The 13,692-nt window shown below is 64.5% G+C and carries 15 protein-coding genes and 2 pseudogenes; 8 read left to right on the top strand and 9 right to left on the bottom strand.

Annotated features, from left to right (window positions below):
* Nucleotides 1–9 precede the first annotated feature (9 nt).
* On the bottom strand, nucleotides 10–876 hold the full coding sequence (locus tag X742_RS156915; RefSeq protein ID WP_023771984.1) for an ATP/GTP-binding protein: 867 nt from the start codon (nucleotides 874–876) through the stop codon (nucleotides 10–12).
* Nucleotides 877–990: 114 nt separating this feature from the next.
* On the opposite strand from X742_RS156915, the gene X742_RS156920 reads away from it, so the two are divergent.
* Together X742_RS156920 and X742_RS156925 are read left to right on the top strand one after the other, a co-directional pair.
* On the top strand, nucleotides 991–1,782 hold the full coding sequence (locus tag X742_RS156920) for a helix-turn-helix transcriptional regulator (protein ID WP_023771983.1): 792 nt from the start codon (nucleotides 991–993) through the stop codon (nucleotides 1,780–1,782).
* Between the two features lie 280 nt (nucleotides 1,783–2,062).
* Nucleotides 2,063–3,439, top strand: a complete 1,377-nt coding sequence (locus tag X742_RS156925; RefSeq protein WP_023771982.1) for an adenylate/guanylate cyclase domain-containing protein — start codon at nucleotides 2,063–2,065, stop codon at nucleotides 3,437–3,439.
* A gap of 79 nt (nucleotides 3,440–3,518) precedes the next feature.
* On the opposite strand, the gene X742_RS156930 is transcribed toward X742_RS156925, so the two are convergent.
* The 3 genes from X742_RS156930 to X742_RS156940 are packed head-to-tail and all read right to left on the bottom strand — an operon-like array spanning nucleotide 3,519 to nucleotide 5,807.
* On the bottom strand, nucleotides 3,519–4,346 hold the full coding sequence (locus X742_RS156930) for a YiiX/YebB-like N1pC/P60 family cysteine hydrolase (RefSeq protein ID WP_023771981.1): 828 nt from the start codon (nucleotides 4,344–4,346) through the stop codon (nucleotides 3,519–3,521).
* A gap of 46 nt (nucleotides 4,347–4,392) precedes the next feature.
* The gene (locus tag X742_RS156935; protein ID WP_023771980.1) at nucleotides 4,393–5,337 is read right to left on the bottom strand and encodes a CHAD domain-containing protein; all 945 of its coding nucleotides are present in this window, start codon (nucleotides 5,335–5,337) and stop codon (nucleotides 4,393–4,395) included.
* A complete protein-coding gene (locus X742_RS156940; protein WP_023771979.1) occupies nucleotides 5,334–5,807 on the bottom strand; it encodes a CYTH domain-containing protein in 474 nt (157 codons plus the stop codon). The genes X742_RS156935 and X742_RS156940 overlap by 4 nt, the downstream gene beginning before the upstream one ends.
* Nucleotides 5,808–5,898: 91 nt before the next feature.
* Here X742_RS156940 and X742_RS156945 point away from each other — a divergent pair, with 91 nt between their 5' ends.
* From X742_RS156945 to X742_RS156955, 4 genes and pseudogenes are all read left to right on the top strand, one after another.
* Nucleotides 5,899–6,618, top strand: coding sequence for a CerR family C-terminal domain-containing protein (locus X742_RS156945; RefSeq protein WP_023771978.1), 720 nt, complete (start codon nucleotides 5,899–5,901; stop codon nucleotides 6,616–6,618).
* A pseudogene (locus X742_RS01000000170030) lies at nucleotides 6,615–7,429 on the top strand (HlyD family efflux transporter periplasmic adaptor subunit). Before X742_RS156945 ends, X742_RS01000000170030 begins: the two are co-directional and overlap by 4 nt.
* Nucleotides 7,426–8,346 (top strand): ABC transporter ATP-binding protein, encoded by a 921-nt coding sequence (locus X742_RS156950; RefSeq protein ID WP_023771977.1) that lies wholly within the window; start codon nucleotides 7,426–7,428, stop codon nucleotides 8,344–8,346. The pseudogene X742_RS01000000170030 and the gene X742_RS156950 overlap by 4 nt, the downstream one beginning before the upstream one ends.
* Nucleotides 8,343–9,479, top strand: coding sequence for an ABC transporter permease (locus X742_RS156955; RefSeq protein ID WP_023771976.1), 1,137 nt, complete (start codon nucleotides 8,343–8,345; stop codon nucleotides 9,477–9,479). Before X742_RS156950 ends, X742_RS156955 begins: the two co-directional genes overlap by 4 nt.
* A 21-nt stretch (nucleotides 9,480–9,500) precedes the next feature.
* On the opposite strand, the gene X742_RS156960 is transcribed toward X742_RS156955, so the two are convergent.
* Both X742_RS156960 and X742_RS156965 read right to left on the bottom strand, forming a co-directional pair.
* Nucleotides 9,501–10,475, bottom strand: coding sequence for a threonine/serine dehydratase (locus tag X742_RS156960; protein ID WP_023771975.1), 975 nt, complete (start codon nucleotides 10,473–10,475; stop codon nucleotides 9,501–9,503).
* A gap of 150 nt (nucleotides 10,476–10,625) precedes the next feature.
* Nucleotides 10,626–10,949 (bottom strand): hypothetical protein, encoded by a 324-nt coding sequence (locus tag X742_RS156965; RefSeq protein WP_023771974.1) that lies wholly within the window; start codon nucleotides 10,947–10,949, stop codon nucleotides 10,626–10,628.
* Nucleotides 10,950–11,119: 170 nt separating this feature from the next.
* Between X742_RS156965 and X742_RS01000000170025 the strand changes: the two are divergent.
* Nucleotides 11,120–11,936 (top strand): annotated as a pseudogene (locus tag X742_RS01000000170025) (ferritin family protein).
* An 18-nt stretch (nucleotides 11,937–11,954) separates the two neighbouring features.
* Here X742_RS01000000170025 and X742_RS156970 read toward each other — a convergent pair.
* The 3 genes from X742_RS156970 to X742_RS156980 all read right to left on the bottom strand — a co-directional run bounded on the left by X742_RS156970 (nucleotide 11,955) and on the right by X742_RS156980 (nucleotide 12,935).
* Complete coding sequence (locus tag X742_RS156970) at nucleotides 11,955–12,299, bottom strand: antibiotic biosynthesis monooxygenase (protein ID WP_023771971.1); 345 nt, start codon at nucleotides 12,297–12,299, stop codon at nucleotides 11,955–11,957.
* Nucleotides 12,296–12,628: an NIPSNAP family protein gene (locus X742_RS156975; RefSeq protein ID WP_023771970.1), complete on the bottom strand. Its 333-nt coding sequence runs from the start codon at nucleotides 12,626–12,628 to the stop codon at nucleotides 12,296–12,298. Before X742_RS156975 ends, X742_RS156970 begins: the two co-directional genes overlap by 4 nt.
* Nucleotides 12,629–12,719: 91 nt before the next feature.
* On the bottom strand, nucleotides 12,720–12,935 hold the full coding sequence (locus X742_RS156980) for a DUF1127 domain-containing protein (protein WP_023771969.1): 216 nt from the start codon (nucleotides 12,933–12,935) through the stop codon (nucleotides 12,720–12,722).
* A 68-nt stretch (nucleotides 12,936–13,003) separates the two neighbouring features.
* On the opposite strand from X742_RS156980, the gene X742_RS156985 reads away from it, so the two are divergent.
* Complete coding sequence (locus X742_RS156985) at nucleotides 13,004–13,678, top strand: winged helix-turn-helix domain-containing protein (protein WP_023771968.1); 675 nt, start codon at nucleotides 13,004–13,006, stop codon at nucleotides 13,676–13,678.
* The last annotated feature ends 14 nt before the right edge of the window (nucleotides 13,679–13,692 follow it).

Below are 13,692 nucleotides of genomic sequence, written 5' to 3'. Positions count from 1 at the left end.
CGCCGGTGCTCAGTCGAGCTTCAATGCCGCCACTTCGCCCTCGCCCATCAGCGGCACATAGAGGATCGACTTGCCGTCGGTGCCGATGTCGGCGCTGCCGGGCTTGAAATGCGCCACCGCTTCCGGGGTTCCGCCGGCCTTGTACCGGTAAAGCGTGCCGGTCATGTAGGCGGTGGCATAGATGGCGTCGCCAATGGCGACGACGCCGTCGAGGTCGGCAAAGTTCTGCGCGCCGGGCAAAGGCGTGATTTTCCTCGTGGCGAGGTCGATGGCCAGCAGGCCGCCGGGCTCCGCCGTGCTGAAATCCGCCTTGATGCCCTTGCCCCAGGAGGCGACGATCAGCCTGTCGCCATCGGCGAAGACGCCGTTGGGTGAAGCCAGCAACGCATCCCTGGCGAACAGCTCCGGTTTGTCGCCGTCGATGCGATAGATCGTGTCGGCCAGCATGTCGCTGACATAGACCTTGCCTGTCTGGTCCGAAGTCATGTCGTTGAGGAAGACCGCATTCGGCACCGCGATGCTGGCGATCAGCCTGCCGCTGGCCAGATCGACGACGCGGATCTTGGTGATGTCGGCGACATAGAGCCTGCCGCCCGCTATCGCCATGCCCTTGGGCGCGTCCATGCCGTCGGTCCAATGCTGGGTGACCGTCTTGCCGTCCAGCGACAGCAGGCTGAGATAGCCGTTGCCGTCAGCTTCGCCCGGATTGCCTGATATGTTGGAGACGATGATGCGATTGTTGGCGGCATCGAACAGCGCCGATTCCGGTTGTTCGAGGCCCGTGGCGCGCCAGAGTTCGCCGGCCCGGACGGCGGGTGCGGTGGCGATGCCGATGCCGATGATGGCGGCAAAGGCTGGGAGGATGAAACGGTTCATGGCTGTTCTCCTGTGATGACAGGCGGGTAGCTAGTGTTTTTGATACTTTTCCGGAAGCTCGATTACCGCTAGTATCGAATATCGATACTAAAATGCCGGCAAGAGGTGCATCCCATGAACGCTCTGATCTTCGAGGCGCTGAAGCGGACGCTGAAGGCGAAAGGTGTCACCTATCGTGAGCTTGCCGAGCGCATGGGCATTTCCGAGCCGACGGTGAAGCGCATCTTCCACGAGAAGAACTGCAAGCTCGACCGGCTGGTGGATATCTGTGCCGCCGCCGGTGTCGAGCTGGACAACGTGCTCGGCTCGATGAACCGCGGGCCGGGGCCGGTCAACCACATCGCGCCCGAGATCGAGCGCCGGCTCGCCGGCCGGCCGGCGTTGCTGTTCATCTTCGTCATGCTCTCGGAGAAATTCACGCCTGAAGGCATCATGCGTTCGCAAGGCCTGAGCGAGGCCTCGATGTTCCTCTATCTGCGCGACCTCGAGCAGCTCGGCCTGATCGCGCTTGGCCGTGGCCTGTCGGCGAAATTGCTGGTCGAAACGCCGATCCAGTGGAATTTCGAGGGGCCACTCAGGCCGCTGTTCGAGATGACCAACAAGAATTTCATCGGCTGGGCCATCAGCCATATCGATAAGGGGGCGACCTTCGTCAGCTTCTCCAGGCGGATGCGTCCGGAGACGGCGGAGATGGTGCGGCGCGAGGCGGAGGAGCTGGCCGAGCGCGCCAAACTGCTCGCCCATCACGACCAGCATACGACGCCCGAGGACGGGCTCACCGGTTACAAATGGACGTTTGCCTTCGGGGCGACGCCGTTTCCCGCGATCATGCCGATCGGCCCGCATCCGCGCGATGCCGGCGCCCAGCCCGCCGCTCCTGCAAAACGCCACCCCCTGCCGGCCTGACCAATCATCCCGAGCCTGGCTGCACCTGGCGGCTGAGCTTGTCGCGCACCGCTCCCGCGGCGCCGACTGCCACCATTCGCCACCGGCTGGCCGCCCGGACCAGCCACGCGGCCCGCGATACCGACCGCGCCGGTAGGGCGCGTTGGGATAGAACAGATCCGGCACCAACATTCATGATAGAATTCGCACACTGATTTGCCAGACTGTAGTAGGCGGGCCAGACTGTATTAGGCGAGTTTGCCGAATGCGTGACTCGTCCCCGTGAAATCGAAGTGATGCTATGCCGACCTCACCGACACTTGAACTTCGCCGCTATTCGCGCCTGAAGAATTTGCGGGAGCGCGCAGAACGCCAGGGTGCTGCATTGCAGTTCTGGGCGCGTACGGCATCGCTCGCTGTGATCTCCTGCTTCTTTTCATTGATCAGCCGCTGGGATGCCTCACTGCTCTTCGTGCTGGCGGGCCTCGTGCTGTTCCAGCTCGTCGGCCTGATCCAGTTTCTTCTTGTGCGCCGTCGCACGGGGCCATGGTGGATCGGTTACCTCGTCGGTACGCTTGACATCATTCTGTTGACCATTCTGCTGGTAACGCCCAACCCGTTTTCCGCGGAGGTGGTGCCGGCCGCAATGCAACTGCGCGAGGGCAGCTTCAAATTCCTGCTGATTTTCGTGTGCCTTGGCGCGCTGACCCTTTCGACACGATTGGCGCTCTATCTCGGCGCGCTCGCGGCCTTGACGTGGGCGATCGGGGTGGGATGGGTGATTTTTCATCCGGGAACCGTCATTCCGGCGACGAACCTCTATTCGCTGCCGATGACAGAGCGGTTGAGGCTTTATCTCAACCCCAATTTCGTCGATACGTTCGCGCAGGCGACCAATGTGTTGGTTGTGCTGATTATCGGCGCGATCATGGCGCTGGTCGTCTCTCGTTCCCGACGTCTGTCGGAGGACTATGTCAAGGCAGAGCGTGCCCGCGCCAATCTTGCCCGGCATTTTTCGCCCAACGTCGTCGACCAGCTCGCCACGGATGACGAGCCCTTCGGCCCGGTCCGCCGGCAGAATATCGCGGTGCTGTTCGCCGACATCGTCGGCTTCACACATTATTCCGAGGATCATCCGGCCGAAGCAGTGTTTGAACTTCTGCGTCAGTTCCACCGTCGCATGGAGCAGGTTATTTTCGACCACCACGGCACCGTCGATAACTATATCGGCGATTGCATCATGGCGACATTCGGGGTTCCGCAAGCCAGCCATGACGACGCGACTCGCGCCATTCAGTGCGCTGAAGCGATGATCGCCGCACTCGAAGACTGGAATGTGCAGCGTGTGTCCAGGGGATATCCGCCGTTGGACGTTCGGATCGGTGCACAATACGGCGCAGTCGTCATCGGCGCTGTCGGCAGCGAGCGCAATCTGTCCTTCGCGGTGGTGGGCGACACTGTCAACGTCGCCAGCCGTTTGCAGTCGCTGTGCCGTGAGGTTCAGGCGAATATCTGTTTTGGATCACGACTGATCGAGGCCGCGAAGGCGGAATCGCCCGCGACACAGTTGAATGCGCGCGATCATGGACCGGTGAGCATCCGCGGCCGGGACGAACCGGTCCATGTCTGGGTCGAACACAGAGCCGAAAACCAGGGCCCTGTAGCGGTTTCGGCATGATGTAGGCCGCCATGTGAAACGCATGCACCTCGTCGGACAGGCCGCGCCACAGGGCATGTCCTGACCCAGGCCGAAGCCATCACGTGTCCGAGGCGATTGTTCCGGCCTTTGCGGCTTCGGCGTCTGTGCTTGCCTTGTCGTCCCAGACCATCTGCCGGTAGTCGAAACCGTATTCCAGCGTCGGTTTGACGATGCGGAAAAACGGCGACAGGTCGAAATCGCGTGGCGTATAGAGCGAGTGGTGGCGGATGTGCAGGATTTCCCTGCGCGAATAGTTCGACTGCGCCGAGGCACGGCCGGGCGCGCGGGTGATCTCGGGCAGGATCGGGTAGCGGATCTGGCCATAAGCCTCGGCAATCAGCGTCGAGCAGATGGCGCGTGTCGGGTCGCCGGAACCAAACGCCAGCATGCGGCGGCGCCAACGCACCGGCACTGGCGGCGTCGGCAGGAAATAGCGCAGCATGTCGAAGATATTCTTGAGGTCGTATTTCAAACCGAGCTTGCCGATCATGAAGGCGACCACCTTGTCGCGATCCTCCGGCGCCAGTCCGCTCGCGCGGCAAATGCGGGTGTTGTAGGTCCGGTAGCGCGACAGCGGTACGGCGACGCTGCCTTCGCCGAGCGTGACCTCGATCAGCCGCCGCCGTTCCGTACCGTCCTCCGGTTCGGCCAGCGCGTCGCCGACATAGAAAGCCGCGTGCGACCAGGTTGACTGTGTGAGGTACTTGATCGCCGCCGAAATCTTCTGGTTGCCCTCGATCAGCAGGATGTCGCCCGGCTCCAACGTGCGGCGCAGCGTTTCTGGGTCCGATGGCGTATAGGGTTCATAGCCGGAGGATTCGTCCTGCAACCGGCCGGCAAGCCAGCGGCCAAGTCGATCCAGGAGCGTGTCGCCGGGCTTGGTCATTCCATACGGCGATTACCACGGACGGGCGGCTGAGCGCCAGCCGCTGTCAATTGGCGGTGGCGTTCGTGTCTTCCAGCGAGGCAGCGCCGGCAAGATCGTCGCGTGCCTTGCGGGCGAGCTTTTTCGTCGCGCGCTTGGGGCTGTCGCCGAACAGTTCGGCGGCCTCGGCGAGACAGGCTTTCCTGAGGCTCTTTTCCGAGCGCTTAAGCAACTTGCCGAGGAGTTTTGTGTCCTCGGGCGGCCCCAGCGGCTCGCTGTCCGCCTCGAGCAGCGCGCGCATGACGAACACGTCGTGCAGTTCACCGAGCCGCTCGCCCAGTTCATCCACGGCCTTGCGCCGCGCCTTGATCGGGGTCGGCCACAGCCTGCCCAGCAGCGACAGGTGCATGCCATGCGTCTTGGCAGCCTTGCGCAGGTCATGGAAATCGTCGGCTTCACCGCGCGCGCCGGCCTTGTCGAGCGCCTTCCTTGCACGCCGCAAGGCGACGCGGGCGCCTTCGGCAAGCACGTCGGCGGCCTGTTCCGGCTGATCGGGCAAAGCAAGGGTTCCAATGCGCTTCAGGCCGTCTTCGCAGGCGGCGGTGGCCGCCCCGATCGCCGCCTTCAGCCCGGCGCCTTCGTGCAGATCATGCTGGCGTACGATCAACCTGTCGCGCACGGCATCAAGCCCGCTACCGGTGCTTTCCCTGCCAAAGTCCGCCGCCAGCCGATCGATGGTTTCGATCAGGGCCGTGGCTTCACGCGGACCGGCAAGCAGCGCCGCGACATTGCGATAGCACTGGTTTTCCGTGGCGCAGAAAGTTTCGTCACCGGAACGAACCAGGCGCAACAAGGCACGCGCGCTCTTGAGCCGCTTGCGGCACTTGTGCAGCCCCTGTTCCGGCCGGGTGTGCGCCATCTCCAGATGCAGCAGGGCCTTGCCGATCTCCTCGGCAAGGATACGCCTGACCTCCCCGGTCAGCGGCAGGCGCGGATCGATACGAAAGCTCATGCGGCGATCTCCGGTATCCCCCCAAGGGCGAGCGACGCGTTGTAGAATTTCTGCTCGCCGGTCACTTCCCGGCCGAGCCAGTCAGGCAGCATTTCGTCCGGAACCTCTTCTGGCGTCTCGAGCTCGGCCACCACAAGTCCCGCCAGTGCACCGCCAAAGACATCGACTTCATAGAGATAGCCGCGATGCCTAACATGGTGACGTGTCTTCTCGATGACACGTCCGATGGCGAAGTCCAGCATCTCCACCGCCTCCTCCAGCGGGATCGAATATTCGAATTCGTCGCGCTCGCGCGCGCTGCTGCCGAATTTGAGCGTCAGCTTGGCGGAGGCGCCATCGCTGATGCGGATGCGGACGGTTCGCCCGGGTGCCGTGGCGAGATAGAACTGAAGAATGCGGATATCGGCTTCCGCCAGATCCCGCCATGCGGTGCTGGAGACCAGGAATTTACGCTCGACTTCCTTGCCCATGGCCGCGCACTAAAGCGGTTGCCGCGCGCGATGGCAAGACAGCGCCGCATGCAAGTTGACTTTAATCAATCGATTGATTAAAGTCTTTTGCATGATAAAATTGCCAGATGCCAGGCGGCCCCGCCGCGAGACCTCCCCGGCAGAGCCGACGCGCGCCGCGCTGGTCCAGGCGGCGTTGAAACTGTTCGGGCGGCAGGGCTTCGACGGCACCTCGACGCGCCAGATTGCCGCCGAGGCGGGCGCCAATATAGGCTCGATCGCCTATCATTTCGGCGGCAAGGAAGGTCTTCGCGCCGCTGCCGCCGACTTCATCGTCGCGACCATCCAGGCCGTCGCCGGGCAGGCACTGGGCGCAGGCGAGAGGCTCGGCCATGGACAGGCGGCGGCAAGCGATCCGGAAGCGGCAGGCGCGCAGCTCTTCACGGCGCTCGAGCGGATGGTCGGCTTCATCGTGGCTCAGCCGCAGGCCGGAGAGATCGTGCAATTCGTGCTGCGCGAGCTGTCTTATCCGACGGCGGCGCTCGACCGCATCTATGACGGCGTCTTTGAGCCGACGCACCGCCGGCTGTGCCAGATCTGGGAGCAGGCCACCGGAGAGCCGGCCGAGAGCGAACGCACCCGGCTCACTGTGTTCACGTTGATCGGGCAGGTCATCTATTTCCGCATCGGCCGCGAGGCTGTCATGCGCCGCATGGGCTGGCGCGACATCGGCGCCGCCGAGGCCGCCAAGGTGGTGGCGGTCACCACGGACAATCTCGGCGCCATACTGGCCGCCCGGAAGGGACCAGGAATGAAGGGATCAAAACAATGAGCTTTCTGTGCTCGCTGCCGCTCGCCGCGCAATTGTTCGGCGCCTGCGCGCCGGTGGCGCCGCTCGCCGTCGGTTATGTCGAGGGCGATTATGTGCTCCTGGCGCCGATCGAGGTGGCGCAGGTCGATACGGTGGCGGTGAAGCGAGGCGACCGCGTCANAAGGCCGAGGTCGACATGACCAAGGCACAGGCCGCCGACGCAAAGCGAAAATTCGACCGCGCCAGCGACCTGTTCAAACGCGGCGCCGGCACGCAGGCAGATTTCGACACGGCTTCCGCGACGCTGGAGACGGCCAATGCGCAGGTCGGCCAGGCGGAGGCCAACCTGGCGGTCGGCGGCCTGCCGGCGCGCGCCGAAACGATCAAGGCCGCCGACAATCAGGTCAAACAGGCGCAGGCGGCACTGGATCAGGCGCAATGGCGGCTCTCCAAACGGGTGTTGGCGGCACCTTCGCCAGGCCGCGTCAACGACGTCATCCGCAATCCCGGCGACACGGCGGGCCCGACCGCGCCGGTCATCTCGGTGCTTCCCGACGGCGCGGTGAAGCTCAGCGTCTATATTCCGGAAAGCGCCTTCTCCTCGGTCAAGGTCGGCAGCCTGCTCCGCGTCCATTGCGACGGCTGCGGCCCGGGGGTGAAGGCGCGCGTCAGCTACGTCTCGCCCGATCCCGAATTCACCCCACCGGTGATCTACTCCCTCGAAAACCGGCAGAAGCTGGTCTACCTCGTCGAGGCGCGGCCGGAGGGCGATGCGGGGCCGCTGCAGCCCGGCCAGATCGTCGATGTCGATCTCGCGGATATGGGAAAATGAACGCCATCGACGTTCACGGCCTGGTCAAGCGCTTCGGCGACAAGACCGTCGTCGACCATGTGACGATGTCGGTCGCCGAGGGCGAGATCGTCGGCTTCCTCGGCCCCAACGGCTCGGGCAAGACCACCACCATCCGCATCATGTGCGGCCTGCTGACGCCGGACGAGGGCGAAGGCACGGTGCTGGGCTTCAACATCCGCACCGACAGCCTCAGGATCAAGCGCGAAGTCGGCTACATGACGCAGAAATTCTCGTTCTACGAGGATCTGACGATCGGCGAGAACCTCGAATTCGTGGCGCGGCTCTACCGGCTGCGGCCGGTCGAGGACTATGTCTCGCGCACACTGGAGGAGCTCGGGCTGACGACGCGCCGCAATCAGCTGGCCGGCACCTTGTCCGGTGGCTGGAAGCAGCGCCTGGCGCTGGCCGCCTGCATCATGCACAAGCCGAAACTGCTGCTGCTGGATGAGCCGACGGCCGGCGTCGACCCGAAGGCGCGGCGCGAGTTCTGGGACGAGATCCATCGCCTGGCGAGCGGCGGGCTGACCGTGCTGGTGTCCACACATTACATGGACGAGGCCGAGCGCTGCCACCGCATCAGCTACATCTCCTATGGCAAGATGCTGGCCACCGGCACCGTCGCCGAGGTGGTGAAGAATGCGGGCCTGACCACCTTCGTGCTGCAGGGTCCGCGGCTCGACGAGGTGGCGCAAGCACTGCAAGGCCGCCCCGGCGTCGACCAGGTGGCGCCGTTCGGCGCGACGCTTCACGTCGTCGGTTCCGACCGCGAGAAGCTCGAGGGCGCGCTTACCGATGTCGAGAGAGAGCACAAGGGCGTGACGGTGACGCCGGGCGAAACCAGCCTGGAGGATGTCTTCATCCAGTTCATGTCGGGATCGAAGGACAACATGGCATGAACAGCGTCTTTTCCTTCGCCAGGCTCGGCGCCCTGCTGATCAAGGAGTTCATCCAGATGCGGCGTGACCGCATTACCTTCGCCATGATGCTGGGCGTGCCGCTGATCCAGCTCGTGCTGTTCGGCTACGCCATCAACAACGACCCGAAAAGCCTGCCGGCGGCCCTGGTGGCGACCAGCAGCGATCCCTATACCCGCGCCATGGTCGCGGCGCTGCAGACCACCGGTTATTACCGCTTCGACCATGTCGCGCAAAGCGCGGACGAGGCCGAGTTCCTGATGGCGCGTGGCGACGTCGCTTTCGTCGTCACCATCCCGGCCGATTTCGCCCGGCGCGTCGAGCGCGGCGACAAGCCGCAAATCCTGATCGAGGCCGATGCCACCGATCCGGCGGTCGCCAGCGGCGCCATCTCGACGCTCGGCACCATCGCCGGCCAGGCGCTGCTGAGAGCGCAGGGCACGCAGGAGGCCGCGGCGGAAGCCGCCAGGGGCCAGCTCGATGTCGTCGTCCACCGCCGTTACAATCCCGAAGGCATCTCGCAATACAACATCGTGCCCGGCCTGCTTGGGGTCATCCTGCAGATGACGATGGTGATGATGACCTCGATCGCGCTGACGCGTGAGACCGAGCGCGGCACGATGGAGAATCTCCTGGCGATGCCGTCGAGCCCGCTGGAGATCATGATGGGCAAGGTGCTGCCCTACCTGGCGGTCGGAGCGGTGCAAGTGGGGGTGGTGCTGGCGGCGTCGAAGCTTCTGTTCGCCATCCCGTTCACCGGCTCGATGACGCTGCTTCTGTCGGCGGTGCTGGTGTTCGTGCTGTCGCTGGTGCTGCTCGGCTACACGATCTCGACGATCGCACGCACGCAGATGCAGGCGCTTCAGCTCACCTTCTTCTTCTTCCTGCCCTCGATCATGCTGTCGGGCTTCATGTTCCCCTATCGCGGCATGCCGGACTGGGCGCAGACCTTCGGCGAGATCTTCCCGCTGACGCATTTCCTGCGCATCACCCGCGCGGTGATGCTGAAGGGCGCGGAACTGCCGGCGGTGGCGACCGAGATCGGCTGGCTGGTGGTCTTTGTCGCGCTGTTCGCCGGCGTTGCGCTGGTGCGGTTCAGGCGCACGCTGGACTGACGAGAGCTGAACCGTGCCGCCCTACGCCGCCATGATCCCGGCATAGGTGCCGAAATCGACATTGCCGCCGGACAGCACCACGGCAACGCATTTGCCCGACAGCTCGATCTCGCCCGATGACAGCGCCGCCAGCGCGACGCAGCCGCCGGGCTCGACCACCAGCTTCAGAAAGGCCATGGCGTCGCGCATCGCCTGCCTGACGGCATCCTCGGAGACGGCGACGGCGCCGGCGAGGTTGCGGCGGTTGATCTCGAAGGTGATCGCACCCGGCTCGGCGGTGAGGATGGCGTCGCAGATCGAACTATGGCCCGGCTCGTTCGACACCCTGGCGCCCGCCGCCAGCGAGCGGCGCGTGTCGTCGAAATGCTCGGGTTCGACCGCCCAGATCGCGGTGCCGGACGAGGTATCCTTCACGGCAACCGAGATACCGCTGGTCAGGCCGCCGCCGCCGCAGGGGATGACGACCGCGTCGAGCGAGACACCCAGCGCCCGCGCCTGCCTCACCAGCTCCAGTCCGATCGTGCCTTGGCCGGCAATGATGGCCGGATCGTCAAAGGGCGGCACCAACGCCATGCCCTTGTCGAGATAGGGGCGCACGACCGTCATGCGGTCGTCCTTGAAACGGTCGAAGGGCACCACTTCGGCGCCCATCTTGCGGACATTGGCGATCTTCATGTCAGGCGCGTCCGCCGGCATGGCGATGACCGCCTTGACGCCGAACATGGCGGCGGAAGCCGCCACTCCTTGCGCGTGATTGCCCGAGGAGAAAGCGACGACGCCACGAGAACGCTCCGCCTCGCTCAGCGTCGACAGCTTGTTGTAGGCACCGCGGAACTTGAACGAGCCGGTCCGCTGCAGCGTCTCCGGCTTGAACAGGATGCGGCCGCCGAAGCGCCTGTTCAGCTCCTGCGATTCGATCAAGGGGGTCTCGACGATCAGGCCCGAGAGCCGTGCGGCGGCGGCGTGGATGTCGGCGATGCCGGGAGGGGTGGTCATGGCGGGTCCTGTGGCGATGCGATCCGGCCATGGTGCACGCAAAGGCTCGCGCGATGCCAACGAAAAGATGTGACCGGGACAAAGTTCGCGATTGTGATCAAAGATACAAATGTATCCAGCGTTGCGGCCGTCACGCCCGCATGTCGCAATTCACCCCAGCAATGTCCGCTGCCGCTTGCTGCCGCCCAGCTTGCGCCAGTTGTTGAACCGATGCGTGGCGGCGGCAAACGAGATCTTCATCTGCTGGGCCACCGAATAGCGCGACTTGCCTTCGTCGAACATGCGGTAGCAGCACTCGACGCCTTCCTCGGTCAGCTTGCCGTCTGGTGCCTTGTTGTGCGGGTTGGCGGGGTCGAATTTCTCGACCTGCTGCTCGACCAGTCCCTTCAGGCGCTGCAGGTCGGCCTCGATGCTGGCGATGAGATCGAGGACCGGTTTCGGGTCGTAGGCGTGCGGAGGCTTCTTGTCCGTCATCAGCTCGTTCCTTTTTTGCTTGGCCCCCATATATAGGTGAACATTCGCTGATATGAAGAGAGACGCCGAGTGCCCGGCTTCAACTATTCTTGACTGTGGCTAAGCGCACGATTGACCATGGACGTTGCAAATCATAGTTTAGAACAATTCTAAACTAGGGTGATTTCCTCATGCTTTCCCGTGTTTTCGGCTTCGGCCGCCGCTCCTTCGAATCGCTCTCCGAACAGGAGATCCTGGCGCTGGCCATTTCATCGGAGGAGGATGACGGGCGTATCTACCGGGCCTATGCGGACGGATTGTCCGAGACCTTTCCGCAATCGGCCAAACTCTTCGAGGCCATGGCCGAGGAGGAAGACGGCCATCGCGACTCGCTGATCGAACTCTTCCGCAAGCGTTTCGGCGAGCGCATTCCGCTGGTCCGCCGTGAGCATGTGAGGGGCTATTTCGAGCGCAAGCCCGACTGGCTGGTGCGGCCGCTCGGCATCGAGGCTGTGCGCCGCCAGGCCGAGGCGATGGAGCGGCAGGCCTACCTGTTCTATGTCGAGGCGGCCAAGCGCACCACCGACGCCTCGACCCGCAAGCTGCTTGACGATCTGGCCGCGGCCGAACAGGGCCATGAAAGCTCGGCGCATGCGNCGTGTGCTCTTCCGATCTCTCGCCGCCTCGATCGGCGCCGGCATCTCGATGGGCTTCACCGAGGTCGCTTCCGACGACGGCAAGCTGTCGGGCAGGGGTTCGCCGATCAAGCGCGGCCTCACCGTCGGCATCATGACGACGCTGGGCGGCCTCGGCCACGCGCTGCCCTATCTTATCCCGCATTTCTGGACCGCGACGGCGGTAGCCGCCGTGGTGGTGTTTTTCGAACTGTGGGCCATCGCCTTCGTCCAGAACCGCTACATGCAGACCCCGTTCCTGCGCGCCGCCTTCCAGGTGGTGCTGGGCGGCGCCCTGGTGTTCGCGGCGGGCGTGCTGATCGGGAATGCGTAGCAGCGGGAAGGAACGGCGCTATCCATTCGTCGCGCGGCTGTCCGCCGGCGCCTCGTCCCTCTCGGTCAGTCCGTAGTCGCGCACCACGTGCGCGATCCGCAACCGATAGCCGGCAAAGATACCGCCGCGCCCGGCCTGCTGCGCCTGCCGGTGCTCTTCGGTGTTGCGCCAGGCCTTCACCGCCTCCTCGTCGCGCCAGAACGACAGCGACAGCACCCGGTTCGGGTCGGCCAGGCTCTGGAAGCGCTCGACGGAGATGAACCCGTCAATGCGGTCGAGCAGCGGGCGCAAGTTCGCGGCGATGCCGAGATAGGCATCGCGCTTGCCCTGCGCCGGCTGCACCTCGAAGATGACGGCGATCATGCCTTCACCAGCGGCGCATGCGGGCCGGAAGCCAGTTTCAGGAACATGCGGTCCTCCTTGAGGATAAAGCGTTGGCGCTTGGCGAACTCATAGTTTGCCTTGCCGGCGGGGTCCGCGGCAAGCCGGGCGCGGTAGGCTTCGTAGGCGGCAAGGCTTTCGATGTTGTAGGCGGCATAGGCCGTCGTGGCCGAGCCCTCATGCGGCGCGAAATAGCCGATCAGATCGGCGCCGCAGCGTGGAATGGCCTGACCCCAGTTGCGGGCATACTCCTCGAAGGCGGCCTTGCCGAACGGGTCGATCTCATAACGGATGAAGCAGGTGATGGTCATGGTCGTTTTCTCCTTGATGGCTTTCGCGCCGATAGTTCGAGCGGCCTCGAAACGTCGTGCCACCCGATCTGCTAGGCAGATGACTTGGCGATCACGCCTGCCAGAAGGATTTCGCGCATTCGCGGCGCACGTCCTCCCGTGTCAGGCCGAGGTCACGCAGCAGGTGGTCGTCGATCTCCGAGAGGTCGCGGCGCTGCGAATGGCGGTCATACCAGCGGGCCAGCAGCCGTGAGCGGACCCAGGTGACGAACGGGAACGATTGGCGGCGGGGGACCCGTTCGGGGGTGAAAGCGGTTCGTGCGGCCATCCTCGTCTCCTTGATCTCATCGGAGAATAATGGTTACCTGACAAGAATGCTTCGATGAGGATCAAACCATGCGTGAAGGACCCGACATTGCCCGCATAGCCAGCCTGGTCGGCGATCCGGCCCGCGCCAACATGCTGAACGCCCTGATGGGCGGCACGGCATTGACCGCGAGCGAACTGGCGCTGGAGGCCGGCGTGTCGCTGCCGACCGCCTCCTCGCATCTGTCCAAGCTGATGGAGGGCGGGCTGCTGACCTTGGCCAGCCAGGGCCGGCATCGCTATTACGGTCTGGCCGGCCCGCAAGTGGCCGGCATGATCGAGGCCATCACCGGCGTGGCGGAAGCCGTTGGCCCCAGGCGCGTCCGGCCGGGCCCGCGCGACAGCGCGATGCGCGTCGCGCGCGTCTGCTACGATCACCTCGCCGGAGAGCAGGCGGTTGCGATGCTGGACCGCTTTGTCGAGAAAAACATACTGGTCCGCGACGACAAGGAGATCAGGCTCGGGCCGTCCGCCGCATCGCATTTCGCGGCGATCGGCATCGATGTCTACACCAAGCCGCGGCGGCCGGTGTGCCGCGCCTGCCTCGACTGGAGCGTGCGGCGTTCGCACCTCGCCGGGACGCTGGGCGCCGCCATCCTTGACAAGATCCTTGCCGAGAAATGGGCGCGCCGCGAGAAAGAGAGCCGCGCGGTGATTTTCTCGCCGCCGGGCAAGCAGGCGTTCGAGAGGGTGTTTTTGGGGTGAGAGTCCCGCAGCGT

It is taken from the genome of Mesorhizobium sp. LNHC229A00 (assembly GCF_000502415.1).
In the GTDB taxonomy this organism is placed as follows: Bacteria; Pseudomonadota; Alphaproteobacteria; order Rhizobiales; family Rhizobiaceae; genus Mesorhizobium.
The sequence above is the reverse complement of the archived record's forward strand: the minus strand, read 5'-3'. Positions and strand labels throughout refer to the sequence as shown.

Excerpts from the sequence above, each read along its gene's own strand:
- X742_RS156970 (WP_023771971.1), bottom strand. The coding sequence starts at position 12,299 with ATGATCGCCGTCATCTTCGAGGTGCAGCCGGCGCAGGGCAAGCGCGAT.
- X742_RS156930 (WP_023771981.1), bottom strand. The coding sequence starts at position 4,346 with ATGACCAAGCCCGGCGACACGCTCCTGGATCGACTTGGCCGCTGGCTT.
- X742_RS156980 (WP_023771969.1), bottom strand. The coding sequence starts at position 12,935 with ATGGCCGCACGAACCGCTTTCACCCCCGAACGGGTCCCCCGCCGCCAA.
- X742_RS156920 (WP_023771983.1), top strand. The coding sequence starts at position 991 with ATGAACGCTCTGATCTTCGAGGCGCTGAAGCGGACGCTGAAGGCGAAA.
- X742_RS156985 (WP_023771968.1), top strand. The coding sequence starts at position 13,004 with ATGCGTGAAGGACCCGACATTGCCCGCATAGCCAGCCTGGTCGGCGAT.
- X742_RS156950 (WP_023771977.1), top strand. The coding sequence starts at position 7,426 with ATGAACGCCATCGACGTTCACGGCCTGGTCAAGCGCTTCGGCGACAAG.
- X742_RS156945 (WP_023771978.1), top strand. The coding sequence starts at position 5,899 with ATGATAAAATTGCCAGATGCCAGGCGGCCCCGCCGCGAGACCTCCCCG.
- X742_RS156965 (WP_023771974.1), bottom strand. The coding sequence starts at position 10,949 with ATGACGGACAAGAAGCCTCCGCACGCCTACGACCCGAAACCGGTCCTC.
- X742_RS156925 (WP_023771982.1), top strand. The coding sequence starts at position 2,063 with ATGCCGACCTCACCGACACTTGAACTTCGCCGCTATTCGCGCCTGAAG.
- X742_RS156940 (WP_023771979.1), bottom strand. The coding sequence starts at position 5,807 with ATGGGCAAGGAAGTCGAGCGTAAATTCCTGGTCTCCAGCACCGCATGG.
- X742_RS156960 (WP_023771975.1), bottom strand. The coding sequence starts at position 10,475 with ATGACCACCCCTCCCGGCATCGCCGACATCCACGCCGCCGCCGCACGG.
- X742_RS156975 (WP_023771970.1), bottom strand. The coding sequence starts at position 12,628 with ATGACCATCACCTGCTTCATCCGTTATGAGATCGACCCGTTCGGCAAG.
- X742_RS156915 (WP_023771984.1), bottom strand. The coding sequence starts at position 876 with ATGAACCGTTTCATCCTCCCAGCCTTTGCCGCCATCATCGGCATCGGC.
- X742_RS156935 (WP_023771980.1), bottom strand. The coding sequence starts at position 5,337 with ATGAGCTTTCGTATCGATCCGCGCCTGCCGCTGACCGGGGAGGTCAGG.
- X742_RS156955 (WP_023771976.1), top strand. The coding sequence starts at position 8,343 with ATGAACAGCGTCTTTTCCTTCGCCAGGCTCGGCGCCCTGCTGATCAAG.